A 22,179-nucleotide genomic window follows, 5' to 3' on the forward strand; every position below is an offset into this window, starting at 1 on the left:
GCGCCTGTATCTATGCCCCTCCTTTCGGAGGGGTATAGGCGCCTGCTGACCCTTGCGCGGCGCGCACCGCCTGCACCCGGTTGGATACCGCAAGCTTGCCGAAAATGTTCTTCAGGTGCCATTTCACCGTGGTTTCGCTCACCGACAGCGCCAAGGCGATATCGCGATTGGACATGCCCTCAGTGAGATAGCGCAGCAGTTCGGCCTCGCGCTGGGTGAGCTGTTCCTTCTCAGCGGCTGGTGCGGCCAGCTTGCGCGCCGCCACGGGCATCGCCTGCGCTGCATCGATGATGCGCGTGGCATAGGCTGACAGCGCGGGGTCGGTCTTCGCCTGGGCAGCACGCAGCCGCATCAACCCTTCGACGACAGACCTTCCCTCGTCGACGAAGGAACGGATGAAGCCGGAAGGTTGGGCGAGACGCAACGCATCGAGGAGATTGCGGTCTGCCTCGCGTTGGTCGTGGGCAGCGCTGGCCGCTTTGGCTCGCAGGATCAGCGCCAATATATGGCGACGCATGCGCCCGCTGGTTCTCGTGCGCTCCAGAAGCGCGTCGAAAACCCCCGCTGCATCGGCATAGGATTTTTCCGCCGTCAGCAAACGGCCCTCGGCAAAGAACTCGAACTCGTTTGCGGTGGTGATGACCGTCGAAGTCTCGGTCTCTTCGCCGCGATGCTCGGCCAGCAGCGCGCGCGCCTCGGCATTGCGGTTCTGGTCGAGCAGCACACGTACGCGGTCATGCATGATCATCGATGCCAGGCGGCGATACACCGTGCCGCGCACGCGTTGATAGACGCGCTCCAGCATGTCCAGTGCGGCTTCGGTGCGACCGGTCAGCTGCAGCACACGGGCATAGGTCGGCACGCTGGCAAGGGGATAGACGATGACCGCCGCGCCCTCGATCTGCGGGCCGAGATTCTCGACCAGGGTCAGCGCTTCGCCCGACGCATTGGTCTCGTAGGCGAGCTCGGCTAGCAGCGTTCCGGCCAAGGCCTCGGCATAGGAATTAGCACCGATCCGCGCCCTGGCCTCGATGATGGCGTTGCGCAGCAGCCGCTCGGCGGCGGGCAAGCGGCCCGCCGAACGCTCGACAACGGCCATGTAGCAATTGGCAATGGTGACGCCGAGCAGGCTGCCGCTTCGCTCATGCGCCCGTCGCGCCGCATCGATCGCGGCGCGGGCACCTTCGAGGTCACCCAGCGCATAGAGGTTGTAGCCGATGACATTGGCGGTCGCGCCTTCCATGAACCAGGCATCGGGTGAGATGACGCGCAGGGCCGCAAGTGCTGTGTCGCGCGCCTGATCGAACTGCTCCAGCGTGCTGTGGACGGCAGCGGCGAGAACCACCAGTTCGGCCTCGATCGTTGTGCCGGTCATGGTGCCTGGGTCATTGCTGTCAGTCGGTCCGGTCTCGACCAGCTTGCGCGCATTGCTCAGCGTCTGCTGGGCAATCTCGGGTTGGCTGCTGTGCACCGCCAGCCAAAGCACCACCAGTTGCAGCCGGATGCGCTGGTCGATCAGTTTCCTAGGCAGCAGCGCGAGCAGCTGGCGCACGTAGAGAAGCTGGCACTGGGCGATGAGGTCGAGCGCGTTGTTTTCGACGAATACCGCCGCGCGTGCCTGGTCGCCGGCGGCCAGCGCGTACCCGATCGCCTCGGTCAGCATCTTGCGTTCGCCGAACCATTCGGCGGCCGCCAGATGCAGCGGCGCGATCATCTCCGGTTCGCGCCGTTCCATTTCGCGGCTGAGGAAATCGCGGAACAGATGATGGTAGCGGAACCAGCGTCGCTCTTCATCGAGCGGCACCAGGAACAGGTTGCGCGTCTCGATCTCGGTAATCGCCGCCTCGGCATCCGCCGCGCGCATCACCGCCCGGCAGGCTTCGGCGCTGAAGCGTTCGAAGATCGAACTGTAGAGCAGGAATTTTGCGATTGCCGGCGGCAGCTCCAGAAACACTTCGCCCATCAGGAAGTCGGCGACGTTGCGGTTGGCGCCGGTAAAATTGCCGATGACGGTTTCGGGTGCGTGTGCGGCACTCAGCGAGAGCGAGGCGAGCTGCAGGCCGGCGGCCCATCCTTCGGTACGCGAGCACAAGGTCTCCACTGTGCCGCTGCTGACGCTCAGGCCCAGCTTCTCGTTGAAGAAAGCCTCGGCCTCGGACGAGGCGAAACGCAGATCGTCGGGGCCGATTTCGAAGATGTCGCCCAGCACCCTGAGCTTGCCGAGTTGCAGATCGGGCAGGCTGCGCGAGCCGATGACGAAGGCGACGTTTGCCGGCGCCTGCCGGGTCAGGCGCTCCATGAACCGCTTCACCGCCGTCGCCTCGACAGCGTGGTAGTCGTCGAAGAACAGCGTGATGTCAGCTTCGCGCGCTGCAAGGCCCGTGACCAGTGCCGCGAGCATGACATCGAGCTGGGGGATCGGGCTGGACTGGAAGGCAAGGTCGAGTTCCGCTGGGCTCTGGACGAGATGGCGGAGCGCGCCCACCAGATGCGACAGGAAGGCGCCCTCGTCATTGTCGGTTGCCTCGCAGGATAGCCATGCGGTCAGCCGACCGTGGCGCGCGACCTCCGTGGCCCATTGCGCCATTGTCGTCGATTTGCCGAAGCCTGCGGGCGCGGCGAACAGCACGATCCGCGTGTCGATGTGGCGCTCCAGCGTCGACAGGATGGTCTCGCGGCGCACCCATCGGCGATGGTGCGGCGACGCTTGGCTGACGGATTGCGGAGCTGTTCTCATCTAGGCCCGTGCAACCTGCCGCTTTTCCGGGAAAGCGCGGCTCCCTTGCCATTGCTCCACTCCGTTTCGATCAGCGGAATCTGCGGTGCGGCATCGCGCGGCAAGGTTCCCTTGATCCGGGGATCGTCGATGATCTCAAATCCGGTCGCGAAGGGGACGAACCCGCAGGCACTGTAGAACCCGATGACACTGTGATGATCGAAGCTGCTTGTATGCAGCCAGATGCGGCTCGGGTTGAGACGCCATGCGAGGTCCAGTGCCCCGGCCATCAGCCGTTTGCCGAAACCCCTGCCGGTCAGGGACGGGAACAGGCCAAAATAGGTGATCTCGATCTCGCTGCTGTCGGCGACGAAGAATTCGACCATACCGAGATGCGCGCCGGTCTCGTCATGGCCGTAGTAGAGATGCTGGCGCGGGTCGGCGAAATGCTCGGTGATTTCGGCATCGGACATTTCGGAAACACGGTCCCAAAGCCAGGGCGCGCCGATCTCTAGGAAAATCGCCCGGTAGGAAGCGCAGTCGGGGGGCGTGATCCGTGTCATGGCCAAGGGGTGCGCGAGATCGGGCTGCGGCGAGCGCGCCTCCATCCACGTCACCGCATTGGCAAGCTTGCCCGCCGGCAGGCGATGGTAGCCAATGGCGAGATCGGTGATTTCGGCCGGCATCGTGTCTTCGGTGATCAACGCATTCCTCGTCATGTCTTCCAGAGATAGCAGTATCGGCTTGCTGCATCCGATGCCAACTCCCCAGACCATGGCAGCATTGAACGGCAAGTCCTGGACTGAAAGTTTGGCGCGTATGCCTCTTGCATTTCACAGAAATGGCATATGAGATATGATACACCATTCAGATGAAAGTGAAACATAATGCCTGAGCGGATTGCGGACGAGGCCATTCTCAGCGCGGTCGATGGCGGCTTCGCGCGGCAGGTAGCGTTTCTGCAAGACCTCGTGCGTTTTCCTTCGCAGCGTGGTGAGGAACATGCCGCACAATCGTTCATGGCGGCTGCCTTTGAGGCTGACGGCTATGCCGTCGACATGTGGCGCGTCGATGTCGATGCGATTCGCGACCTGCCGGGTTTTTCACCCGTGGCAGTTTCTTATGACGACGCCTTCAATGTCGTTGCCACGCATACGCCGCGAAACGCGACCGGCCGCTCGCTGATCCTCAACGGCCATATCGATGTCGTTCCGACCGGACCGCTCGACCGCTGGGTGCGCGATCCCTACGATCCGGTGGTCCAGGACGGCTGGATGCATGGCCGCGGCGCCGGCGACATGAAGGCCGGCCTGTCCGCCTGCCTCTATGCGCTGGCCGCATTGCGCAGCCTTGGCTATCAGCCTGCCGCGAACGTGTATCTCCAGTCGGTGGTCGAGGAAGAATGCACCGGCAATGGCGCGCTCGCCTGCCTGCAGCGTGGCTACCGCGCCGACGCCGCTTTCATTCCCGAACCGCTGGAGCCGAGACTGATGCGGGCGCAGGTCGGGCCGATCTGGTTCCGGGTCGAGGTCGACGGCGATCCGCAGCATGCGTCGGGTGCATTCTCGGCCGGGGCCAATGCCATCGAAAAGGCGTTCGTCATCATCCAGGCGCTGAAGCAGCTCGAAATCGTCTGGAACGCGCGCAAGGTCGACGACAGGCATTTTCACGATCACCCGCACCCGATCCGCTTCAATCTCGGCAAGATCGAAGGCGGCGAATGGACATCGAGCGTTCCGGCGCGATGTGTCTTCGAGATGCGGGTCGCTACCTATCCCGGCCAGAAGCTCGAGGACGCCAGGGCCGAGCTTGAGGCCTGTATCGCCGAAGCGGCGCGTGCCGATCCGTTCCTGGCCAATCGCCCACCGATGATGACCTACAACGGCTTCATGGCCGAGGGCTATGTGCTGGAAGGCGCCGACGAGATGGAAGCCGTGCTGCGCCGCAGCCACACCGCCGTGTGGGGCGAGCCGCTGACGGAGCACGTCACCTCGGCGACCACTGATGCGCGCTTCTTCGGCCTCTATGCTGACACGCCGGCGATCGTCTACGGCCCGATCTGCCGCATGCCGCACGGCTATGACGAGGCCGTCGATCTCGACTCGGTGCGCAAGGTCACCCAGACGATCGCGCTGTTCATCGCCGACTGGTGCGGCCTCGAACCTATCGAGGCCAAGCCATGAATGCAGCCGTCCCCGATGCTTTCGGCGAAACGCTCGCCGAGGACGCGCCCCATGTCTCGACGACCGACGCGCTTGCCATCCTGCGCCGGCACTACGGGCTGACCGGCACCGCGCGTCCGCTGCCTAGCGAACGCGACCACAATTTCCACATCCAGGCCGACGGCGAGCGTGAGTTCGTCCTGAAGATCTCCCATCCGGCGGAAGAGGCCGGCTTCACCGATTTTCAGAACAAGGCGCTCGACCACATCCTTGCAGTCGACCCCACCTTGCCGGTTCCCTCGGTGCGCAAAAGCCTTGAGGGCGAAGCGCAATTTACGGCCAGTGTTGGTGGATCGGCACCGCGCATCGTCCGGCTGGTGACTTATCTGCCCGGTCAGCTGCTGTCGCGCTCGCCGACTTCAGAGGCGCAAGATCGCAATCTCGGCGTCTTCCTCGCCCGCCTTGGCCGGGGGTTGCGCGGCTTCTTCCATCCGGCCGCCGGCAGTGACCTGCTTTGGGATATCCGCAAGGTGGCCGAGACGCGGCCGATGATGACGCATATCACCGATCCCGGCCGGCGGGCGATGGTCGAGCGTGCGATCGACTCCTTCGAGCAGCACGCGGCGCCGGTCATCCCGAAACTGCGCGCCCAGATCGTCCACAACGACATGAACTCCTACAATGTGGTGATGGACGCCTCGCGGCCGGAGATCGTCAGCGGCATCCTCGATTTCGGCGACATGATCCATTCGCCGCTGATCTGCGACCTCGCCATCGGCGCCGTCTATCGCTGGCCGGCACAAGGCCATCCGCTGGCGCCGGCCGCGCGCTTTGTCGCCGGCTATCAGTCCGTGCAGCCGCTCGAGGAGGAAGAGATCAGCATTCTCTTCAATCTGATCCGTGCCCGCCTTGCGCTCATCGTCAACATCGCCAGTTGGCAGGCCGAGCGATTCCCGGCCAAACGCGACTACGTGCTGCGCCTCGCCACCGAGGTCTGGGCTTCGCTTGAAAAGCTTGATGGTCTGTCGTCCACCGATGCCCGCCGCTATTTTCTCGACCATTCCAATCCGGAGTAGATGCTCGTGTCCCAGCCCTCGCCATATCCTTCAAATGCCGACGCGGCTGCATCGGAGCGCGCGCTGCTCGAACGCCGCGCCAGGCTGCTTGGGCCGACCTACCGCGCCTTCTACCGCAACCCCATCCATCTTGTGCGCGGCAGCGGTGTGTGGCTCTACGATGCCCAGGGCCGCAAGTTCCTCGACGCCTACAACAACGTCGCCTCGGTCGGACACTGCCATCCGCGTGTCGTCGAGGCGCTGTCAGCGCAGGCCGCCACGCTCAACACCCACACACGCTATCTCAGCGAGGTCATCCTCGACTACGCGGAGAAACTTCTCGGCACCGTTCCGGCCCATCTCGGCCATGCCATGTTCACCTGCACCGGCAGCGAGGCCAACGACCTCGCCATCCGCATCGCCCTGCATTCCAGCGGCGGCACCGGGGTGATCATCACCGACTTCGCCTATCACGGCGCCACCATCGCGACGGCGCAGCTGTCGCCGGCGGCGGTCGGGGCAAAGGGCGTGCCCGCGCAGCACCGCACCGTGACAGCGCCGGACACGTTCCGCGACCATGGCCGGGCCGCGAACGATTTTGCGAAAAATGTCGCCGCAGCCATTGAGGACATGCGCGCAAGAAATGTCCGGCCGGCGGCACTCCTTCTCGACTCGGCCTTTTCCAGCGACGGCATCTTCTTTCCGGATGCGGGGGTAATGCGCGAGGCGGCCGACCATGTGAAAAAGGCCGGTGGCATTGTCATCGCCGATGAAGTCCAGTCCGGCTTCGGCCGACTTGGCCAGGGAATGTGGGGTTTCGCAAACTATGGCATCGAGCCCGACATCGTCACCATGGGCAAGCCGATCGGCGACGGTCATCCGATGGGAGCCGTGCTCGTGCGGCCTCGGCTTGTCGCCTCCTTCGGCTCGAACACTGGTTACTTCAACACATTCGGTGGCAATCCCGTCGCGGCCGCCGTCGGCCTCGCCGTGCTGGAGGTGATCGAGGGTGAAGGACTGATCGAGAATGCGCGCAATGTCGGCGCGTATACGGCCGAGTTGCTGCGCACCTTGCAGAGCCGGCATGGCGCGGTCGCCGACGTCAGGCACAACGGCCTCTATTTCGGCGTCGAGCTGACGGCGGATGGCGACGAGGCGCTGGCTGCCACCAAGACATCGGCGGTCGTCGAAGCCATGCGCGAGGATGGTGTGTTGATCTCGTCCTGCGGTCCGCGCGGAAATGTGCTGAAGATCAGGCCACCACTGCCGTTTGCCAGGGACAATGCCGAGCAACTGGCCGAGACGCTTGATCGCGCACTGTCGAACTGGTGAGCGGGCCGAACGCATGCTGAAGCTCGAACATCAGACCTTGAATGACCGCGCCTATGGCGCGCTCAAGCAGGAATTGATTTCCGGCGGCTTCAGCCCGGGCCAGACACTGGTCATCCGCAAGCTTGCCGAGACGTTCGGCATCTCGACGACGCCGATCCGCGAGGCGCTGCAGCGGCTTATCGCCGAACGGCTGCTCGAGATGCAGAACAACCGCTCGGTCATAGTGCCGTTGCTGTCCGCGCCTGCTTTCGAGGAACTGACGCGCATCCGCATCGCCGTCGAGGGACTGGCGGGCGAGATGGCGGCGACCAGGATGAGCGAAAGCGGGCTGGCTGACATCCAGGCGACCCTCGCCGGCATGCAGCGTGCCATCGAGGCCGGCGACGCCAGGGCCTATCTCTCGTTGAACGAGGCGTTCCACTTCGCCATCTACCAGCATGCCGGAGCCCCGATCCTGTTGAACATGATCCGCGACCTCTGGGGGCGGGTTGGGCCTTATCTCAAGCTGCTGATGCAGGCCGATCGCTACATCCCGCAGTCCAACGATGCGCATCGCAAGATCGTCGCCGCACTGGAGCAACGCAGCGGTCCCACTGTGCGGACTTTCATAGAAGAGGACATCGCCGTGGCGGCCGCCGTGCTGTCGGCAAACTTGGACGCTCCCAGGTAGCCGTCGGCCTAGCTCGTCCCGTCCAGCCGGTCGCGCACCATGCTCCAGCCGAGCAGGAGGTTGGGCGCGTGCCGCAACACGGCGTGGAACGGGATCGGCGCCGGCGCCGCGAAGGGCAGCGGCAGGTCGCGGGCGTCGGTTCCAGCGGCCCAGTCCGCCAACACCTTGCCCATCGACGTGGTCATGGCGATGCCGCGGCCGTTGCAGGCGCGGCCGGCGATCAGGTTGGGTCCAAGCTCGATCAGGTGCGGCAGGAAATCCGGTTCGACCGCTGCCATTCCCGACCAGTTGTAGGCAAGCGGTGGCAAGTCGGGCAGACCGAGATGCCGGCCAAGCCTTCGCCAGATCGTCTGCGGTACGCGCGTATCAGCGCCTGCGCCAAGGATGTGCATGCCGCCGCTGATCAGCCGGTTTTCGGCGTCGAAGCGGAAGGTGAACAGATTGCGCCTGGTGTCGCCGACACCTTGCCCGCCGGGGAGTAACCGGCTGCGGACGTCACGAGGCAATGGCGCTGTCGCGATCTGGAAGACTTTCAGCGGGAAATAGGTTCGCTGCAATGACGGATTGAGGGACCAGCCATAGGCGTTGGTGGCGATCAGCACCTTGCCGGCGCGTACCGAGCCCGCCGGCGTTTTCAGTATCCAACCATCGGCTGTCCGATCAACCGAGGTGACGCGCGTCTGCTCGAATATCTTCGCGCCGGCCTTCTCCGCCGCATCGGCGAGCCCGCGCGCATAGGCGACCGGATTGAGCACGCCGCCAGAACGATCCATCCAGCCACCGACATAGCCTGGTACGCCCGTCAGGGCTTCGATTTCCGGCCGATCCAATGTGACTGCCGGCCGGCCACGCTGTGCCCACTGCCCGGCACGTGATTTGACCTTCTCGAAGGCGGCAGGCGAATGCGCCGGCTGGATCCATCCGTTCTGCACGGCGTCGCAGTCGATGCCGTGCTGCCGGATCAGGCGGAAAACCAGGTCGGCGCTGCCGGCGGCGAAATCGATCAGCCTTTCGCCACGGGCAGCCCCCAGATGGGCCAGTATGTCGATCGGATCCATCTTGGCGAAGTTCGGCACGACGAAGCCCGCATTCCTGCCGGTCGCGCCCCAGGCGATGAATTCGGCTTCGAGAACGGCGACGGAAAGTCCTTTCCCCGCTACGTGCAGCGCGGTTGAAAGGCCGGAAAAGCCGCCGCCGACGATGGCCAGGTCGACATCGAGCCCCCCTTGCAGCGCCGGCCGCTCGCGGCGGCTACGGCTGACGGCATGCCAGAGCGAAGCGCCTTGTGCCTCCTGCCGGATCACGGCATTCATGAGCCGGAACTGCTCTCGCCCGCAGCGATCTTCGCCCGCTTGCTGAAGCGGGGCCGCCGCGGCCTGTCGCCGAACAGGCCGTTCGGCCGGATCAGCAGGATAACGCAGAGCATGACGCCGATGGCGGCGATCTGCAGCGCGGCGGCGCGAGCCTGCTGTTCCGGCGGGAACAGGATGCTGGTCAGCGTGCCCGATCCGGCCCATATCGCCCACACCAGGATGCTGCCGATGACGGCGCCAAGATTGCTGCCCGAGCCGCCGACGATCAGCATCACCCAGACCTGGAAAGTCAGGATCGGCAAATAATTGTCCGGCGCGATGAAGCCGGTGAAATGCGCCTGCAGCGCGCCGGCCAGTGCCATGATGGCGCCGCCGACGGCGAAGGCCTGGACGCGATAGAAACGCGCGCTTTTGCCAAGCGAGATCGCCGCCCGCTCATCCTCGCGCAGCGCCTTCAACACACGCCCCCAGGGGCTGCGCGACAGATGCTCCAAAGCGAGATAGGCGATCAGCGTGACGACCGAGACCACGGCAAGGTTGGACAGGTTGAACAGTAGCGGCGTTTCGGCAAGGCTGCCGAAGGGGCGCGGGATGAAACCGATGCCGAACGGGCCGCCCGTCAGCTTTTGCGCATTGAGCGCGACCAGTTGCACGACGACGGCGACGCCGAACGTGGTGATCGCCAGATAGTCGGATCTGAGCCGCAGCGTCGCCATGCCGGTAAGTGCTGCGGCGATGCCGCCGACGACCATCGCGCCCGCCCAGCCGACAAGGATCGGCAGGCCGAAGCCGCCAAGCCGGGCGGCATCGTCCGGTGTCGTCAGCAGCGCCGATGTATAGGCGCCGATGGCGACGAAGCCGGCGAGGCCGACATTGAACAGGCCGGTCAGGCCCCATTGCAAATTGAGCCCCAGCGTGACCAGCGAAAAGATCAGCGCGGTGGTCAGGAAGAAGGCGCCGTAGCCGAGCAGGTCCATCAGCGTTCCCTCACACCAAACAGGCCGATCGGCCGCACGAACAGCACCGCCATCAGGATGATGAAGGAGACGGCGGCGCGCCACTCGGCGCCGACTAGCTGCACCGCGCCCGCCTCGGCGAGCCCGATGATCAGGCCGCCGAGCACGGCGCCGGGGATGCTGCCGATGCCGCCGAGAATGGCGGCGGCGAACATCGGCAGCAGCATGTCGAAGCCCATGAACGGGCGGATTTGCACCAGAATGCCGATCATCACGCCGGCGACGCAGGCGAGCGCGCCGCCGATGACCCAGGTGACGCGCACCACGCTGGCGACGTCGATGCCGACGATGCGGGCCAGCGCCGCGTTTTGGCTCAGGGCCTGCATCGAGCGGCCGGTCTGCGTGCGCGTCATCAACAGATGCACGCCGAGCACCAGTACCGCAGTCAGCAGCAGCAGCGCGATCTGGTCGGGTGTGATGCGGATGCCGAAGCCGACCGGCATGGCGATCTGGATCGCCCGGCTGAAATAGGTCGGCCGCGAGGTGAAGGTGAATTCGAGCAGGCTTCTCAGCGCCATCGAAGCGCCGAAGCTCGCCATCACGACGATGATCGCCTGGCCTTGCGAGCGCAGCCGCGAAAACAGCACTCTGTCGAGCAGCAGCGCCAAGAGGGCAGTGAACGCCATGCCGACGACCAGGGCGACAATCAGCGGCCAGCCGAAGGACAGCGGCGCGATCGGCGCCACCTTGCCGAATGTCGCGCCGATGGCGCTGACGACGGCCAGCGTCGCATAGGTGCCCCAGGCCATGAAGTCACCGTGGGCAAAGTTCGAGAAGCGCAGGATCGAATAGGTGAGCGTCACGCCGATGGCGCCGAGGCCGATCATCGAACCCGTCAGCAGCCCGTCGACGACAAATTGCAGGCTCATGCCGCGCTTCCTCCTTCGGACTTGAGCGGACGCTGGCCGAGATAGAGTTCAGCGACCACCGGATCGTTCCACAGTTCGGAGGCGATGCCCTCGTGCCGGTCCTTGCCTTCGACCAGCACATAGGCGCGGTCGCCGATGGCGAGCGCCGCCTTCGCGTTCTGCTCGACCAACAGGATGGTGACGCCGGACTTGCGGATGTTTGCCAGCATCTCGAACACCATCGAGACGAATTTCGGCGACAGGCCGGCCGACGGCTCGTCCAGCACCAGCACCTTTGGGTGGACGATCAGCGCTCGCGCGACGGCCAGCATCTGCCGCTGCCCGCCTGACAAATTGCCTGCGGCGGTGCGGCGCTGGCGGACGAGGTCGGGGAAGGCGGCATACATCTCCTCGATGCGTGCAGGAATCTCGCGCCGCTCGAGGATGCCGCAGGCGACTTTCAGATTGTCCTCGACCGACATCAGCGGGAAGATGTTTTCGGTCTGCGGCACGAAGGCCAGGCCGAGCCGCACCATCGTGTGCGCCGGTGCAGCGGTGATGTCCTTGCCGTCCAGAAACACCGTGCCACCGGTGATCGGGACGAGGCCGGCGATGGCCTTGATGAAGCTTGACTTGCCGGCGCCGTTGGGGCCAAGGACGACGACGATCTCACTCTTTTTGACGGTGATCGAGGCGCCGCGCACGATCGGCACGCCGGGCTCGTAACCGGCTTCGAGGTCACGGACATTGAGGACGGTTTCGCTCATACCACGCCTCCGAGATAGGCCTCGATGACGCGCGGGTCGCGGGCGACTTCTTCCGCCGTGCCTTCGCTGAGCAACTGGCCGCTCGCCATGACCAGGACGCGATGGCAAAGCCGCGTCACCATGTCGATGTTGTGCTCGATCAGCAGGAAGGTGATGCCGCGCGCGTTGATGTCGCGGATGCGGTCGATGATGACTTCGAGCAGCGTCGCGTTGACCCCCGCCGCCGGTTCGTCGAGCAGGATGATCGCCGGGTGGGCCATCATAACGCGGGCGAGTTCGAGCAGCTTGCGCTGACCGCCCGAAAGCACACGCGCCGGCTCATGCGCGAGATGGGTGAGGGTGACCAGTTCCAGCAGTTCGAGCGCCTTTGCCCTGGCCGCTCTCTCCTGCGCGGCGACGCGCCATGGCGTCACGAAATTGGCAAGCAGCTTTTCACCGGCCTGGCCCTGTGCCGCCAGCATGATGTTTTCGATCAGCGTCAAATTGGGCAGTGGGCGCGGTATCTGAAACGTGCGGCCAAGGCCACGGCCGATGCGCAGATGTGCCGCTTCGCCCGAGACAGGCGTGCCGTTGACAAGGATTTCGCCGCTGGTCGGCAGGATGCTGCCGGCGAGCAGGTCGAACATCGTCGTCTTGCCGGCGCCGTTGGGGCCAATCAGGCCGAGGATTTCTCCCGCTTTGACGTCAAACGAGACGTCGTTGACGGCGACAAGGCCGCCGAACCGCCTGACGACGTTCCTTGCCGTCAGAACCGGCGCGCGGGTTTCCGCCCCGTGCCTTTCCGCTGCCTCGCTCATCAAACCCTCTGGCCGAAGACGATCATTGCCGTCTCCTGATTATTGATTTGTGATCACACTTGCTTTGATCACGCTATTCGGCTTTAATTTTATCCGCAAGCCGAAAACCGGCCAAGAGCGGAATTCCATGCAAAAGGCTGCCATCGAAAAGAACAACGAGGTGATCGCTGCCCAGCTTGCGCCGGTCGGCCGCGAAACGGTGCAGGACCGCGTCTACTCCGAACTGCGCCGCGCCTTGATCGGCGGCCTGTTCGAGCCAAGCCAGGTACTGACCATCCGGGGCTTGGCTGACGCCTTGGTCACCTCGACCATGCCGGTGCGCGAGGCGCTCGGCCGGCTGATCACGGAAAAGGCGCTGGAGGCGTTGCCCAACCGTTCGGTGCGCGTGCCGCCGATCACGCTGGAACGCCTCGACGATCTCCTGCGTGCCCGCATCCTGATCGAAGGCGAGGCGATCGCGCTGGCGGCCGCCCGCATGGGCCCGCGCCAGATCGCCACCATCGAAACCATTCTCGGCGAATGGGACGAGATGCGGGCGCTGAAACACAAGAAGGACGTCGATCGCGAAGTGACGCTCAACCAGAGCTTTCATTTCGAGATCTACCGCTCCTGCGGCTCGGCCGTGCTGATCCCGATGATCGAGAGCCTGTGGCTGCAATCGGGCCCCTGCATTCGCGTCGCCATCTACGCCTTCTCGGAAGCCGGCGAGGTCGACACCGCACAGTATCACCGCCGCATCGTCACTGCGCTGGCCACGCAGGATGCGCAGTCGGCGCGCGAGTCGCTGGTCGCCGACATCAGCCGCCCCTTCACCTTCCTGCGTAGCAAGCTGCAAGCTGCCGCCGCGAAAGACCAGACATGACCGCCATCAGGATCACCGAGCCACGTTCGAAGCTTTCCGTCACCGCATTGTTGCTGTCCGAGAAGGCGCCGGAAAACGCTGCCTTCCTCTTGGCCTATCTCGGCACGCCACGCGTCGTTCCGGGTATCCATGCGATGTGGACAGGGCCTGAGATTTCCTGTCCAGTTCCGGCCGCCGCCCTCGAGGGCCAGGCCTATGCAAAACCGTTGCCGGCCGAGAACGCGACGCTGACGCCGCAGCCGGGCGACATCGTCCTGTCCTATGTGCCGCCACGCATGTGGGGCGGCAATCCCAATGCGATCTTCGACATCGGCCTCTACTACGGGCAGGGGGCGCGGCTGTTGTTCCCGATCGGCTGGCTGGCCGGCAGCGTGGTGGCGCAGGTGCGTGCCGGGGAGCGCGATCAGTTCGCCGCCGCTTGCGGCGTCATCCGGCGCAACGGCGCCTGCGATGTCACCTTCAGCCTGGTGGAGGCCTGAAATGACCGACGACAGTTTCGAACTCTTCGATCTTCGCGTCGAGGCGGTCATCCCCGAGGGAAAACCGATCTATTGCGGCGCCAGGGCCGGCGACTATTTCGAGCTCAAGGGCGAGATGCTTTCGATGCCGGCAGGGCAGGGGTTTTCGATCTATTCGCTCGCCGCCGTCTTGCCGCTGCTGGCGGCCAAGCAGCGCCCTACCGACAGGAACGACTGGATGACCTCGGACGCCGAGATCGCTTGTCCCGATCCCAATTGCGCCAGCCGGCTGCGGATTGTCAGGGTGGCCAAGCGACGGTTCAGCCACGCCGAGACGACGGCCGTGCCGCTGCCGAAGGAGGATGACCAGAGATGAGTGCCAAGACCTTCGAACTCGGCCCCGGCTACACCATCTCGCGCGTCATTCGCGGCGGCTGGCAGCTGGCTGGTGGCCACGGCGCCATCGACCGCAGCCAAGCGGTGGCCGATCTGATCGCCACTTTCGATGCCGGCATCTGGACCTATGATTGCGCCGACATCTACACCGGCGTCGAGGAACTCATCGGTGCCGCGCGCCTGCGGCTGGCCAGCGAGCGCGGCCTCGACGTCGCCGCCCGGATGAAGGTGCACACCAAGCTGGTGCCCGACCTCGAACGGCTGGCCAGCATCAGCCGCGACTACATCAGGGGCATCGTCGACCAGTCGCTGCGGCGGCTGAAGACCGAGCGGCTCGATCTCGTGCAGTTCCATTGGTGGGATTATGACCAGCCGCGCTATGTCGATGCGATGGGCTGGCTCAACGAGCTTAGGCTGGAAGGCAAGGTGCGCAATCTCGGCACCACCAATTTCGATACGCCGCGGCTCACCGAAATCCTCGCCGCCGGCATCCCGCTTGTCAGTCAACAGCTGCAATATTCCGTGCTCGACCAGCGGCCGGGCAACAGCTTGGCGGCACTCGCAAAACAGAACGGCGTCAGCTTCCTCTGTTACGGCTCGGTTGCCGGCGGCTTCCTCAGCGACAAATGGCTCGGTGCGGCCGAACCCGCCACGCCGCTCGAAAACCGCTCGCTGGTCAAATACAAGCTGATCATCGATGATTTCGGCGGCTGGGATCTGTTCCAGCACCTGCTTCAGGCGCTGAAAGCCGTTGGCGACCGCCACGGCGTCGACATTGCCACCATCGCCAGCGCCTGGGTGCTGGAACAGCCGCAAGTGGCGGCTGTCATCGTCGGTGCCCGCAACCAGGCGCACGCCATTGCCAATGCGAAAATCATGGACGTGGCGCTTGACGCCGAGGACCGGGCGCGGATTGCGGCCGTCATCGCGCAAGGCGCGGGTCTCGAAGGTGATGTCTATACGCTGGAACGCGACCGCCGCGGCCGCCACGGTTCGATCATGCATTACAACCTCAATGCGGGGAAGAAATGAGCGGCGAACCCTCCCTGTTTTCACGCGCCAGTGCCGAAATCATCGACCTGCACCGCTTCTTTGTCGACTGGTTCGTCGCCGCGCGCGCCAACACGGCTGATTTCGGCCGCTTCGAACGCGCGATGGGAAAAGACCTCAGCATAGTGGCGCCGGACGGGCAGATCCTCGACCGCGAAGCGGTCGTCGACCATGTCCGCTCAAGCCGCGCCTCTTGCGACGACGGTTTTGCCATTTCGATCGAGGATATCCGGCCCGGCTGGCAGGACGCCGATACCATCGTCGTCCTTTATGTCGAAGCGCAGCTGCGCGCAGACAAGCACAGCCGACGCCAGTCGAGCGCCGTCTTCACCACCAGTTCATCGGCGCCCAACGGCGTCGAATGGCGACATCTGCATGAAACCTGGCTGCAGGTGCCGGAACGCTGAACAGGTTCCAGAATTCAAATACAGTCGAGTAACGAAAAGGGGAACAACAATGACAAAGACGATACTCCAACTCACCACCGCGCTCGCTCTCGTCACGATGGCGGATGCCGCGCAGGCAGCCAATTGCAAGATCACCGTCGGCCTCGTCATGGAACTGACCGGCCCGGCCGGCGAATACGGTCAGGCCGGGGCCAAGTCGGTCGAGATGGCCTTCCGCGACATCAACGGAGCCGGCGGTGTGCGCGGCTGCGATCTCGTCACCGATACGCGCGACAGCCAGAGCCAGGGCAACATAGCGGTCGACGCAGCCACCCAGCTGGTTCAGGTCAAGAAGGTGCCGGTCATCATCGGCGGCATCATCTCGTCTGTGTCGATCCCGATCCTGACCTCCGTCACCGCGCCAGCCAAGATCGTCCAGGTCTCGCCGGCTTCGTCCTCGCCGACGCTGACCGCGCTCGGCCGCGACGGCAAGACCAACGGCATCTTCTTCCGCACCATCACCTCGGATGCGCTGCAGGGCGTCGCCGCCGCCAAATACGCCGTCGACAAGGGTTTCAAGAAACTGTCGATCATCCACGTCAACAACGATTTCGGCGTCAACATGGTGGCCGAATTCTCGCGTGCCTATAAAGCGCTCGGCGGCACCATCGTCTCCGACACGCCCTATAACGAGAAGCAGTCGAGCTATGCCTCCGAAGTCACGGCGGCGATGGCCGGCGAACCGGACGGGCTCTATCTCGTCAGCACGCCGGTCGACGGTGCAACGGTCGCCCGTACCTGGATCTCGCAGGGCGGCGTGCAGAAATTCCTCCTCAATGACGGCATGAACAGCCCTGATTTCATCGAGTCCGTCGGCGCCGACTATCTGAAGGAAGCCTACGGCACCTCGTCCGGCACCAGCCCGACCGCTTCGACAGAGTACTTCACCAAGAACTACAAGGAATTCTCCGGCATCGAACCGACCAATCCGGCAGCCGACCGTTCCTATGACGCCGGCGCGATTGTTGGTCTCGCCATCGCCATTGCCGGTTCGGAGGATCCGGCCAAGATCAAGGACGCGATGTACAAGGCGGTCGATCCGGCCGGCGCGCCGATCTTTGCCGGCAAGGAAGAGTTCGCCAAGGCGCTCGGCTTGATCAAGGACGGCAAGCCGATCCGCTACGAAGGCGTGATCGGCCCGGTCGCCTTCGATAAATATGGCGACATCACAGGCCCGTTCCGGCTGTGGAAGATCGTCGACGGCAAGGTGGCGACGGACGGTGAAATGACCACCGACGATGTCAACGCCTTGCAAGCCAAGCTTCAGTAAGCATCATTCCGTTTTGTCCGGCATCGATTGTATCAGCATCGATGCCGGACCAAGACTATGGCTGCTTCATTGCTGCGCTCTTGCCCGGCACTCAAGTCCGTTCCGTCGCGACCTGCCTGGGGATGAGAAAGCGGGCGGCGAGCACGCAGAGCAGCACTGTGAACATCAGGATCAGCGCTACCAGCGCATTGATGTCAGGTGAGAAGCCAAGCCGCATCATTGCCCACAGCCTGACCGGCAGCGTGCTCTGGGTACCTGTGACCAGGATCGTGATCATGGTCTCGTCGAACGACAGCGCGAAGGCCAGGATGGCGCCGCCGACCATGGCGCTCGACAGGTTCGGCAGGATAATGCGCCAGAACGTCTGCCAGCCCGTGGCACCGAGATCGTAGGACGCTTCGACCAGCGTGCGGCTCATCGACTGCAGCCGCATCAGCACCGTGCGGTAGACGATCGCCAGCACGAAAACCGTATGCCCGATGACGACCGTCAGCAGCGAGCGTTCGAGGCCGATTTCGCGGAAGAAGATCAGCAGCGCCAGGCCGCTGATGATCGGTGGCATCAGGAACGGCAGGAAGATGATGAACTGCAGCACCGAGGGTCCGGAGCGGCGCCCGTGATAATAGAGCGCCAGCAGCGTTCCGCTGACCACCGACAGGATGACGGTGCAGACGCCGACGATCAGCGTGGTGCGCAAGGCGACCAGTATGTCGTGGTTTTCAGCCAGCGCCACATAGGTCGACAGGGTCGGCGCCGACCAGTCGACGGAGCCATGCGAAATGGTGAAGAACGACGACACGATCGGCACGAACAGCGGGCTGTAGAGCAGCACCGCAACCAGTGTCGTGATCGCGGCCAGAAAGATCGTGGACAGTCGGGGCAGGGCGCTCATACCGAAGTCCCCCGGTTGCGGCCAAAGCGTTCGCCGACGAGGATTGCGGCGATCACCACGACGGCCAGCGCCACCGACAGCGCCGCGCCGAACGGCCAGTTATAGGCCGTGCCGAACTGGCTGTAGAGGATGCGGCCGAAGGTGAAGCCGCTGATGCCGCCGACCATTTGCGGCGTCAGGAATCGCCGATCGCCAGCACGAAGACGAAGCTCGCCGCCGAAGCGACGCCGGGCAGGCTGAGCGGCAAGGTGATGCGCAGGAAGGTCTGCAAGCTGCTGGCCCCCAGATCGTCCGAGGCACGCAGCAGCACCTGCGGAATCCGCTCCAGCGACAGGAAGATCGGCAGGATGGCGAAGGGAATCAAAAGTAGCGTCAGCGTCAGCAGGATGGCGTTCATGTTGAACACGAAAAGCGTCGACGGTTCCTGCAGGATGCCGAGCGCCACCAGCGCCTTGTTGAGGAAGCCGTTGAGGCCGAGGATGCTGCGGATCGCATAGATCTTGATGACGTAGCTCATCAGCAGCGGCACCAGCAGCAGCATCAGCAAGGCATAGCGCCAACGGCCTTTCAGCGTCGTCAGGAAGTAGGCGGCGGGATAGGCAAGTAGGATGCAGATGATGGCCACCGACACGCACAGCACGATGGTGTTCCAGAACACCGGCAGAAAGACCGGATCGGTGAAGAACCTGATATAGTTGCCCAGGGACAACCCGTAGACGATGGTGCCCTGGTCGACACTGAAGAAGCTGTAGCCGAGGAAGATCGCCAGCGGCACCAGGACGAAGACAACCGGCAAGGCAAACGCCAGCACCGTGACCAGCAGCGACAGTCGTCTTTCCGCAGTGAGTGTCGAGCCGGCTTCGCTCATGCCAGCACCAGATGGCCTTCATGCGGCGCAAACGAAAGCGATACGGCCTCGCCGGATTTGAGCGCGCTGCCGTCGATGCGGCTCGGCACGCGCAGCCGCACGCGTTGCGCAGCATTGTCTGGGCCTGCCGCGATGGTGGCGACGCTCGATGAGCCGGCAAAGGCCATGTCGGAGATCGTGCCGGAAAAACGGTTGTCGGTGTCCTTTGCGTCTGCAAGATGCAAGGCCTCGGGACGGAACGCAGCGTAGGCGCTGGCGCCATCTGCTGCGGCCTTCAAATGCGGCTGGTCACTGATCGAGCAGACCAGGCGGCCGAGCGCCGTCTCGATCGATCGCAGCTCGCCCTGCACCGGCCCAAGTTTTCCGGACATCAGATTGTTCTCGACGAAGAAGCGCGCGACGAACTCGCAATTCGGCCTGTAGTAAAGGTCGTGCGGCGTGCCGTGCTGGCGGATATGGCCGGCCTCCATGACGCAGATCCGATCGGCCATGCCGATGGCTTCTTCCTGGTCATGGGTGACGAACAGGAAGGTGGTCTTGATTTCGCGCTGGATGGACTTCAGGAACACCTGCATCTGCCGGCGCAGTTCGAGGTCGAGCGCCGCCAGCGGCTCGTCGAGCAGGATCAGGCGTGGCTGGCAGATCAGCGCACGGGCAAGCGCGACGCGCTGGCGTTGGCCGCCGGAGAGCTGCGCGGGAAAGCGGTCGGCGAAACGCCCAAGCTGGACTAACTCCAGCGCCTCCGCGACACGGCGCGCGATTTCCTTGCGCTGGATATGGCGAACCGAAAGCCCGTAGCCGACATTGCCGGAAACGGTCAGGTGCGGGAACAGCGCATAGTCCTGGAACACGGTATTGAACGGCCGCCGGTTGATCGGCATGCGGCTGATGTCTTGCCCATCAAGGTGGATCTCGCCCGACGTCAGCGGCTCCAGCCCGCCGATCAGCCGCAGCACCGTGGTCTTGCCGGAGCCGGATGGTCCAAGAACGGTGAGGAACTCACCGTCCCGGATCGACAGGTCGATGTCGTGCAGCACGGGAACCGTGCCGTAGGATTTCGAGACGGACCGCAGCGTCAAGAGGTCGGTGTTCTGGTTCATGAAATACTCTCGCATACGCTTCGGCGGTCCGGAATTCCGGACCGCCTGGTCCTTCGAAGGCATGGTGCGGAAAGATCAGGGCGTCGCCTTGACCTCGTTCCACATGTCCGACCGCTTGAGCGGGTCCTCGACATTGTTGAGCCAGACCAGCGTGTCATTGCCACCGGCGCTGCCGGTTTCCGTCACTGTGTTGCCGAAGCCGGTGCGCTCGGAAAGCTCGCCGCCGACCTTCTTGCTCAGCATGAAGTCGATCCATTTCTCGGCTGCCGCATTGTCACGGACACCCTTGGAAATGACCCAGTTGTCGAGCCAGGCGAGCGCGCCCTCGCTTGGGTTGACGTAGGCGACATGGGCGCCGATCTTCTGCAGCGCCTTGACCTGCTGCTGGCCGTAATTGGCCCAGATCAGGGCCACGTCATTGTTCTGGTAGATCTGCTGCGCCTCGTCGGCGGTGGTGTAGAAGCTCAGCACGTTGCGCTTGAGTTCGACCAGCTTGGCCTTGACCGCCGCCATCTGCTCTTCGTTGAGGTTGAACGGATCCTTGTAGCCGAGCGTCAGTGCGGTGAACGAGAAATTGTGCTCGCCATTGTCATAGGCCAGAACCTTGCCCTTGTAGGCCGGGTCCCACAGAACCGACATCGAGGTCGGCGCCGGCTTGACCTTGTCCGTGTCGTAGATCAGGCCGATGGAGTCGAAGCAGAACGGAATGCCGTAGACCTTGCCGTCCTTGGTCACGCCGCTGACCGCCGTCAGGTCGCGGAAGCGCGGCAGCACTTCTTTCTGGTTGGCGAGCTTCGTGACGTCGATCGGCGACACCAGGTCGGCCTTGATGTAGCGCTGCAACTGGGCGGTGTTGACGGCGAAGACGTCGAAGTCCTGGCCTTCGCTTCCCTTGATCTTGGCCCAGATCTCGTCGTCGCTGCCGATGAAGACGACATCGACGCCGATGCCGGTCGCGGCGGTGAAGTCCTTGATCCAGTCGGCATCGGCGTAGCCGTCCCAGGCCAGTACCCGCAGGTTCGCGGCGAGCGCCGCCGATGTCATCAGGCCGATGCCGAGCCCGATTGTCGCTAGTCTTAGAAACGCTTTCTTCAGTCCCATTTTTAATCTCCCATTGTCGTTCTGGTGGACCGTAATTTTCGGGCCTGCTCCGTCACAGCTGGGTAACAGCGACAAGTCCCTCGTCCGGCACCGACACCATCCGGTTGCGCAGTGGCTTGCCGAATGTCTGTGCCTGGATTTCATACTCGTCGCCGGAAGCCGTCTTGACGCCGGAGGCGTAGCTCATCACCGCCGCGCCGAAGAAATAGGCATGCAGGTCGCCCGCCCTGCGGTGCATCGGGTAGCGGAAATGGAAGTGTTCGAGATTGGCGATCGAGTGCGACATGTGCGCTTCGCCCGACAGGAACTCCTGCTCCCAGATGACGGTGCCGTCGCGCAGGATGCGCGAATCGCCGCGCACTTCTTCGGGCAGGTCACCGATCAGCAGCTCGGGTCCGATGGAGCAGGAGCGAAGCTTGGAGTGGGCGAGGTAGAGGTAGTTCTCGCCCTCCGTCACATGGTCGGAATATTCGTTGCCGAGCGCATAGCCGATCCGATAGGGGCGGCCGTCCGGCCCGTTGAGATAGAGGCCGACGATCTCGGCCTCTTCGGCGCCGGCGCGCGCGAAGGCCGGCATCGGCAGCGGCGCGCCGGGCGGCACGACACAGGTGCCGACGCCCTTGAAGAACCATTCGGGCTGGATGCCGATCTGCCCGGCGGCAGGCTTGCCGCCTTCCAGGCCCATACGGAAAATCTTCAGCGAATCCGATTCCTCGGTGCCTTCGCCATGGGTCAGAACATGCATCTGGTTGCGCGCGGCGGCGCTTCCCGTGTGGGTCAGGCCGGTCCCGGTGACCAGGAAGCGCGCCGGTTCCGGATGGTCGACCGGAGCGAGCACCTGGCCATCGCGCAACAGTTGGTCGTAGTCGATTTTCGCTGTGCCCGTCTGCTTCTCGACCAGCGCTGCGATCGACGTGCCCTGGGCAATTGCCGCTTCGGCCAGCTCCAGCACGCTGCCGGTCTTTTCGAGCGGGTGCAGATGATTGCCGTCATCCGAGACACGGCCAACCCCTCTGCTGCCGTCGGCCATTCTGAACTGAACAAGACGCATGAATACTAA

General features: G+C 64.0%; 23 protein-coding genes. 10 read left to right on the top strand and 13 right to left on the bottom strand.

All coding sequences use genetic code 11. The features are described 5' to 3' along the window. Positions 1-10: 10 nt before the first annotated feature. Together NKJ04_RS06275 and NKJ04_RS06280 are read right to left on the bottom strand one after the other, a co-directional pair. On the bottom strand, positions 11-2,737 hold the full coding sequence (locus NKJ04_RS06275) for a winged helix-turn-helix domain-containing protein (RefSeq protein WP_352554887.1): 2,727 nt from the start codon (positions 2,735-2,737) through the stop codon (positions 11-13). Next, on the bottom strand, positions 2,734-3,435 hold the full coding sequence (locus NKJ04_RS06280; protein WP_245273050.1) for a GNAT family N-acetyltransferase: 702 nt from the start codon (positions 3,433-3,435) through the stop codon (positions 2,734-2,736). Before NKJ04_RS06280 ends, NKJ04_RS06275 begins: the two co-directional genes overlap by 4 nt. Before the next feature lie 168 nt (positions 3,436-3,603). Between NKJ04_RS06280 and NKJ04_RS06285 the strand changes: the two genes are divergently transcribed. The 4 genes from NKJ04_RS06285 to NKJ04_RS06300 are packed head-to-tail and all read left to right on the top strand — an operon-like array spanning position 3,604 to position 7,935. Further along, positions 3,604-4,899 (top strand): ArgE/DapE family deacylase, encoded by a 1,296-nt coding sequence (locus tag NKJ04_RS06285; protein WP_352673965.1) that lies wholly within the window; start codon positions 3,604-3,606, stop codon positions 4,897-4,899. Then, a complete protein-coding gene (locus tag NKJ04_RS06290) occupies positions 4,896-5,954 on the top strand; it encodes a phosphotransferase (RefSeq protein WP_352554769.1) in 1,059 nt (352 codons plus the stop codon). Before NKJ04_RS06285 ends, NKJ04_RS06290 begins: the two co-directional genes overlap by 4 nt. Then, complete coding sequence (locus NKJ04_RS06295) at positions 5,955-7,265, top strand: aspartate aminotransferase family protein (RefSeq protein WP_352673967.1); 1,311 nt, start codon at positions 5,955-5,957, stop codon at positions 7,263-7,265. A gap of 13 nt (positions 7,266-7,278) precedes the next feature. Next, positions 7,279-7,935 (top strand): GntR family transcriptional regulator, encoded by a 657-nt coding sequence (locus NKJ04_RS06300; protein ID WP_352673968.1) that lies wholly within the window; start codon positions 7,279-7,281, stop codon positions 7,933-7,935. A gap of 8 nt (positions 7,936-7,943) precedes the next feature. On the opposite strand, the gene NKJ04_RS06305 is transcribed toward NKJ04_RS06300, so the two are convergent. From NKJ04_RS06305 to NKJ04_RS06325, 5 genes are read right to left on the bottom strand one after another with little or no spacing between them, the layout of a single operon-like run. Beyond that, a complete protein-coding gene (locus NKJ04_RS06305) occupies positions 7,944-9,248 on the bottom strand; it encodes an NAD(P)/FAD-dependent oxidoreductase (RefSeq protein ID WP_352673969.1) in 1,305 nt (434 codons plus the stop codon). Beyond that, complete coding sequence (locus tag NKJ04_RS06310) at positions 9,245-10,228, bottom strand: branched-chain amino acid ABC transporter permease (RefSeq protein WP_352674115.1); 984 nt, start codon at positions 10,226-10,228, stop codon at positions 9,245-9,247. Before NKJ04_RS06310 ends, NKJ04_RS06305 begins: the two co-directional genes overlap by 4 nt. Continuing rightward, a complete protein-coding gene (locus NKJ04_RS06315) occupies positions 10,225-11,133 on the bottom strand; it encodes a branched-chain amino acid ABC transporter permease (protein WP_352673971.1) in 909 nt (302 codons plus the stop codon). The genes NKJ04_RS06310 and NKJ04_RS06315 overlap by 4 nt, the downstream gene beginning before the upstream one ends. Continuing rightward, positions 11,130-11,879, bottom strand: a complete 750-nt coding sequence (locus NKJ04_RS06320; protein ID WP_352673973.1) for a branched-chain amino acid ABC transporter ATP-binding protein — start codon at positions 11,877-11,879, stop codon at positions 11,130-11,132. Before NKJ04_RS06320 ends, NKJ04_RS06315 begins: the two co-directional genes overlap by 4 nt. Beyond that, positions 11,876-12,676: an ABC transporter ATP-binding protein gene (locus NKJ04_RS06325; protein WP_352673974.1), complete on the bottom strand. Its 801-nt coding sequence runs from the start codon at positions 12,674-12,676 to the stop codon at positions 11,876-11,878. The genes NKJ04_RS06320 and NKJ04_RS06325 overlap by 4 nt, the downstream gene beginning before the upstream one ends. Positions 12,677-12,803: 127 nt before the next feature. Between NKJ04_RS06325 and NKJ04_RS06330 the strand changes: the two genes are divergently transcribed. Genes NKJ04_RS06330 through NKJ04_RS06355 form a run of 6 tightly spaced genes read left to right on the top strand, consistent with a single transcriptional unit; the run spans position 12,804 to position 17,158 of the window. After that, a complete protein-coding gene (locus tag NKJ04_RS06330) occupies positions 12,804-13,538 on the top strand; it encodes a GntR family transcriptional regulator (protein ID WP_352673976.1) in 735 nt (244 codons plus the stop codon). Then, positions 13,535-14,017 (top strand): DUF3830 family protein, encoded by a 483-nt coding sequence (locus NKJ04_RS06335; protein WP_352673978.1) that lies wholly within the window; start codon positions 13,535-13,537, stop codon positions 14,015-14,017. The genes NKJ04_RS06330 and NKJ04_RS06335 overlap by 4 nt, the downstream gene beginning before the upstream one ends. Position 14,018: 1 nt before the next feature. Continuing rightward, complete coding sequence (locus NKJ04_RS06340) at positions 14,019-14,372, top strand: TIGR04076 family protein (RefSeq protein ID WP_352673979.1); 354 nt, start codon at positions 14,019-14,021, stop codon at positions 14,370-14,372. Next, positions 14,369-15,424, top strand: coding sequence for an aldo/keto reductase (locus NKJ04_RS06345; RefSeq protein ID WP_352673981.1), 1,056 nt, complete (start codon positions 14,369-14,371; stop codon positions 15,422-15,424). The genes NKJ04_RS06340 and NKJ04_RS06345 overlap by 4 nt, the downstream gene beginning before the upstream one ends. Continuing rightward, a complete protein-coding gene (locus tag NKJ04_RS06350; protein ID WP_352673982.1) occupies positions 15,421-15,849 on the top strand; it encodes a hypothetical protein in 429 nt (142 codons plus the stop codon). Before NKJ04_RS06345 ends, NKJ04_RS06350 begins: the two co-directional genes overlap by 4 nt. A 49-nt stretch (positions 15,850-15,898) precedes the next feature. Continuing rightward, positions 15,899-17,158: an ABC transporter substrate-binding protein gene (locus NKJ04_RS06355; RefSeq protein ID WP_352673984.1), complete on the top strand. Its 1,260-nt coding sequence runs from the start codon at positions 15,899-15,901 to the stop codon at positions 17,156-17,158. A gap of 91 nt (positions 17,159-17,249) precedes the next feature. Here the strand turns inward: NKJ04_RS06355 and NKJ04_RS06360 are convergent, their stop codons facing one another. From NKJ04_RS06360 to araD1, 6 genes are all read right to left on the bottom strand, one after another. Next, positions 17,250-18,050 (bottom strand): ABC transporter permease, encoded by an 801-nt coding sequence (locus tag NKJ04_RS06360; RefSeq protein ID WP_352673986.1) that lies wholly within the window; start codon positions 18,048-18,050, stop codon positions 17,250-17,252. Next, positions 18,047-18,217 carry a hypothetical protein gene (locus NKJ04_RS06365; RefSeq protein ID WP_352673987.1) on the bottom strand — a complete coding sequence of 57 codons (171 nt, stop codon included), beginning with the start codon at positions 18,215-18,217 and terminating at the stop codon, positions 18,047-18,049. The genes NKJ04_RS06360 and NKJ04_RS06365 overlap by 4 nt, the downstream gene beginning before the upstream one ends. A gap of 8 nt (positions 18,218-18,225) precedes the next feature. Then, a complete protein-coding gene (locus NKJ04_RS06370; RefSeq protein ID WP_352673988.1) occupies positions 18,226-18,918 on the bottom strand; it encodes an ABC transporter permease in 693 nt (230 codons plus the stop codon). Beyond that, positions 18,915-20,018 carry an ABC transporter ATP-binding protein gene (locus NKJ04_RS06375; protein ID WP_352673989.1) on the bottom strand — a complete coding sequence of 368 codons (1,104 nt, stop codon included), beginning with the start codon at positions 20,016-20,018 and terminating at the stop codon, positions 18,915-18,917. The genes NKJ04_RS06370 and NKJ04_RS06375 overlap by 4 nt, the downstream gene beginning before the upstream one ends. Before the next feature lie 75 nt (positions 20,019-20,093). Then, complete coding sequence (locus NKJ04_RS06380) at positions 20,094-21,119, bottom strand: ABC transporter substrate-binding protein (protein ID WP_352673990.1); 1,026 nt, start codon at positions 21,117-21,119, stop codon at positions 20,094-20,096. Positions 21,120-21,171: 52 nt separating this feature from the next. Then, positions 21,172-22,170, bottom strand: coding sequence for an AraD1 family protein (gene araD1 / locus NKJ04_RS06385; RefSeq protein WP_352673992.1), 999 nt, complete (start codon positions 22,168-22,170; stop codon positions 21,172-21,174). Positions 22,171-22,179: the final 9 nt, after the last annotated feature.

This window comes from Mesorhizobium sp. M0618 (genome assembly GCF_040320765.1).
Taxonomy (GTDB): Bacteria; Pseudomonadota; Alphaproteobacteria; order Rhizobiales; family Rhizobiaceae; genus Mesorhizobium.

Excerpts from the sequence above, each read along its gene's own strand:
- NKJ04_RS06275 (WP_352554887.1), bottom strand. The coding sequence starts at position 2,737 with ATGAGAACAGCTCCGCAATCCGTCAGCCAAGCGTCGCCGCACCATCGC.
- NKJ04_RS06280 (WP_245273050.1), bottom strand. The coding sequence starts at position 3,435 with ATGACGAGGAATGCGTTGATCACCGAAGACACGATGCCGGCCGAAATC.
- NKJ04_RS06285 (WP_352673965.1), top strand. The coding sequence starts at position 3,604 with ATGCCTGAGCGGATTGCGGACGAGGCCATTCTCAGCGCGGTCGATGGC.
- NKJ04_RS06290 (WP_352554769.1), top strand. The coding sequence starts at position 4,896 with ATGAATGCAGCCGTCCCCGATGCTTTCGGCGAAACGCTCGCCGAGGAC.
- NKJ04_RS06295 (WP_352673967.1), top strand. The coding sequence starts at position 5,955 with ATGCTCGTGTCCCAGCCCTCGCCATATCCTTCAAATGCCGACGCGGCT.
- NKJ04_RS06300 (WP_352673968.1), top strand. The coding sequence starts at position 7,279 with ATGCTGAAGCTCGAACATCAGACCTTGAATGACCGCGCCTATGGCGCG.
- NKJ04_RS06305 (WP_352673969.1), bottom strand. The coding sequence starts at position 9,248 with ATGAATGCCGTGATCCGGCAGGAGGCACAAGGCGCTTCGCTCTGGCAT.
- NKJ04_RS06315 (WP_352673971.1), bottom strand. The coding sequence starts at position 11,133 with ATGAGCCTGCAATTTGTCGTCGACGGGCTGCTGACGGGTTCGATGATC.
- NKJ04_RS06320 (WP_352673973.1), bottom strand. The coding sequence starts at position 11,879 with ATGAGCGAAACCGTCCTCAATGTCCGTGACCTCGAAGCCGGTTACGAG.
- NKJ04_RS06325 (WP_352673974.1), bottom strand. The coding sequence starts at position 12,676 with ATGAGCGAGGCAGCGGAAAGGCACGGGGCGGAAACCCGCGCGCCGGTT.
- NKJ04_RS06330 (WP_352673976.1), top strand. The coding sequence starts at position 12,804 with ATGCAAAAGGCTGCCATCGAAAAGAACAACGAGGTGATCGCTGCCCAG.
- NKJ04_RS06335 (WP_352673978.1), top strand. The coding sequence starts at position 13,535 with ATGACCGCCATCAGGATCACCGAGCCACGTTCGAAGCTTTCCGTCACC.
- NKJ04_RS06340 (WP_352673979.1), top strand. The coding sequence starts at position 14,019 with ATGACCGACGACAGTTTCGAACTCTTCGATCTTCGCGTCGAGGCGGTC.
- NKJ04_RS06345 (WP_352673981.1), top strand. The coding sequence starts at position 14,369 with ATGAGTGCCAAGACCTTCGAACTCGGCCCCGGCTACACCATCTCGCGC.
- NKJ04_RS06350 (WP_352673982.1), top strand. The coding sequence starts at position 15,421 with ATGAGCGGCGAACCCTCCCTGTTTTCACGCGCCAGTGCCGAAATCATC.
- NKJ04_RS06355 (WP_352673984.1), top strand. The coding sequence starts at position 15,899 with ATGACAAAGACGATACTCCAACTCACCACCGCGCTCGCTCTCGTCACG.
- NKJ04_RS06360 (WP_352673986.1), bottom strand. The coding sequence starts at position 18,050 with ATGAGCGCCCTGCCCCGACTGTCCACGATCTTTCTGGCCGCGATCACG.
- NKJ04_RS06365 (WP_352673987.1), bottom strand. The coding sequence starts at position 18,217 with ATGGTCGGCGGCATCAGCGGCTTCACCTTCGGCCGCATCCTCTACAGC.
- NKJ04_RS06370 (WP_352673988.1), bottom strand. The coding sequence starts at position 18,918 with ATGAGCGAAGCCGGCTCGACACTCACTGCGGAAAGACGACTGTCGCTG.
- NKJ04_RS06375 (WP_352673989.1), bottom strand. The coding sequence starts at position 20,018 with ATGAACCAGAACACCGACCTCTTGACGCTGCGGTCCGTCTCGAAATCC.
- NKJ04_RS06380 (WP_352673990.1), bottom strand. The coding sequence starts at position 21,119 with ATGGGACTGAAGAAAGCGTTTCTAAGACTAGCGACAATCGGGCTCGGC.
- araD1 (WP_352673992.1), bottom strand. The coding sequence starts at position 22,170 with ATGCGTCTTGTTCAGTTCAGAATGGCCGACGGCAGCAGAGGGGTTGGC.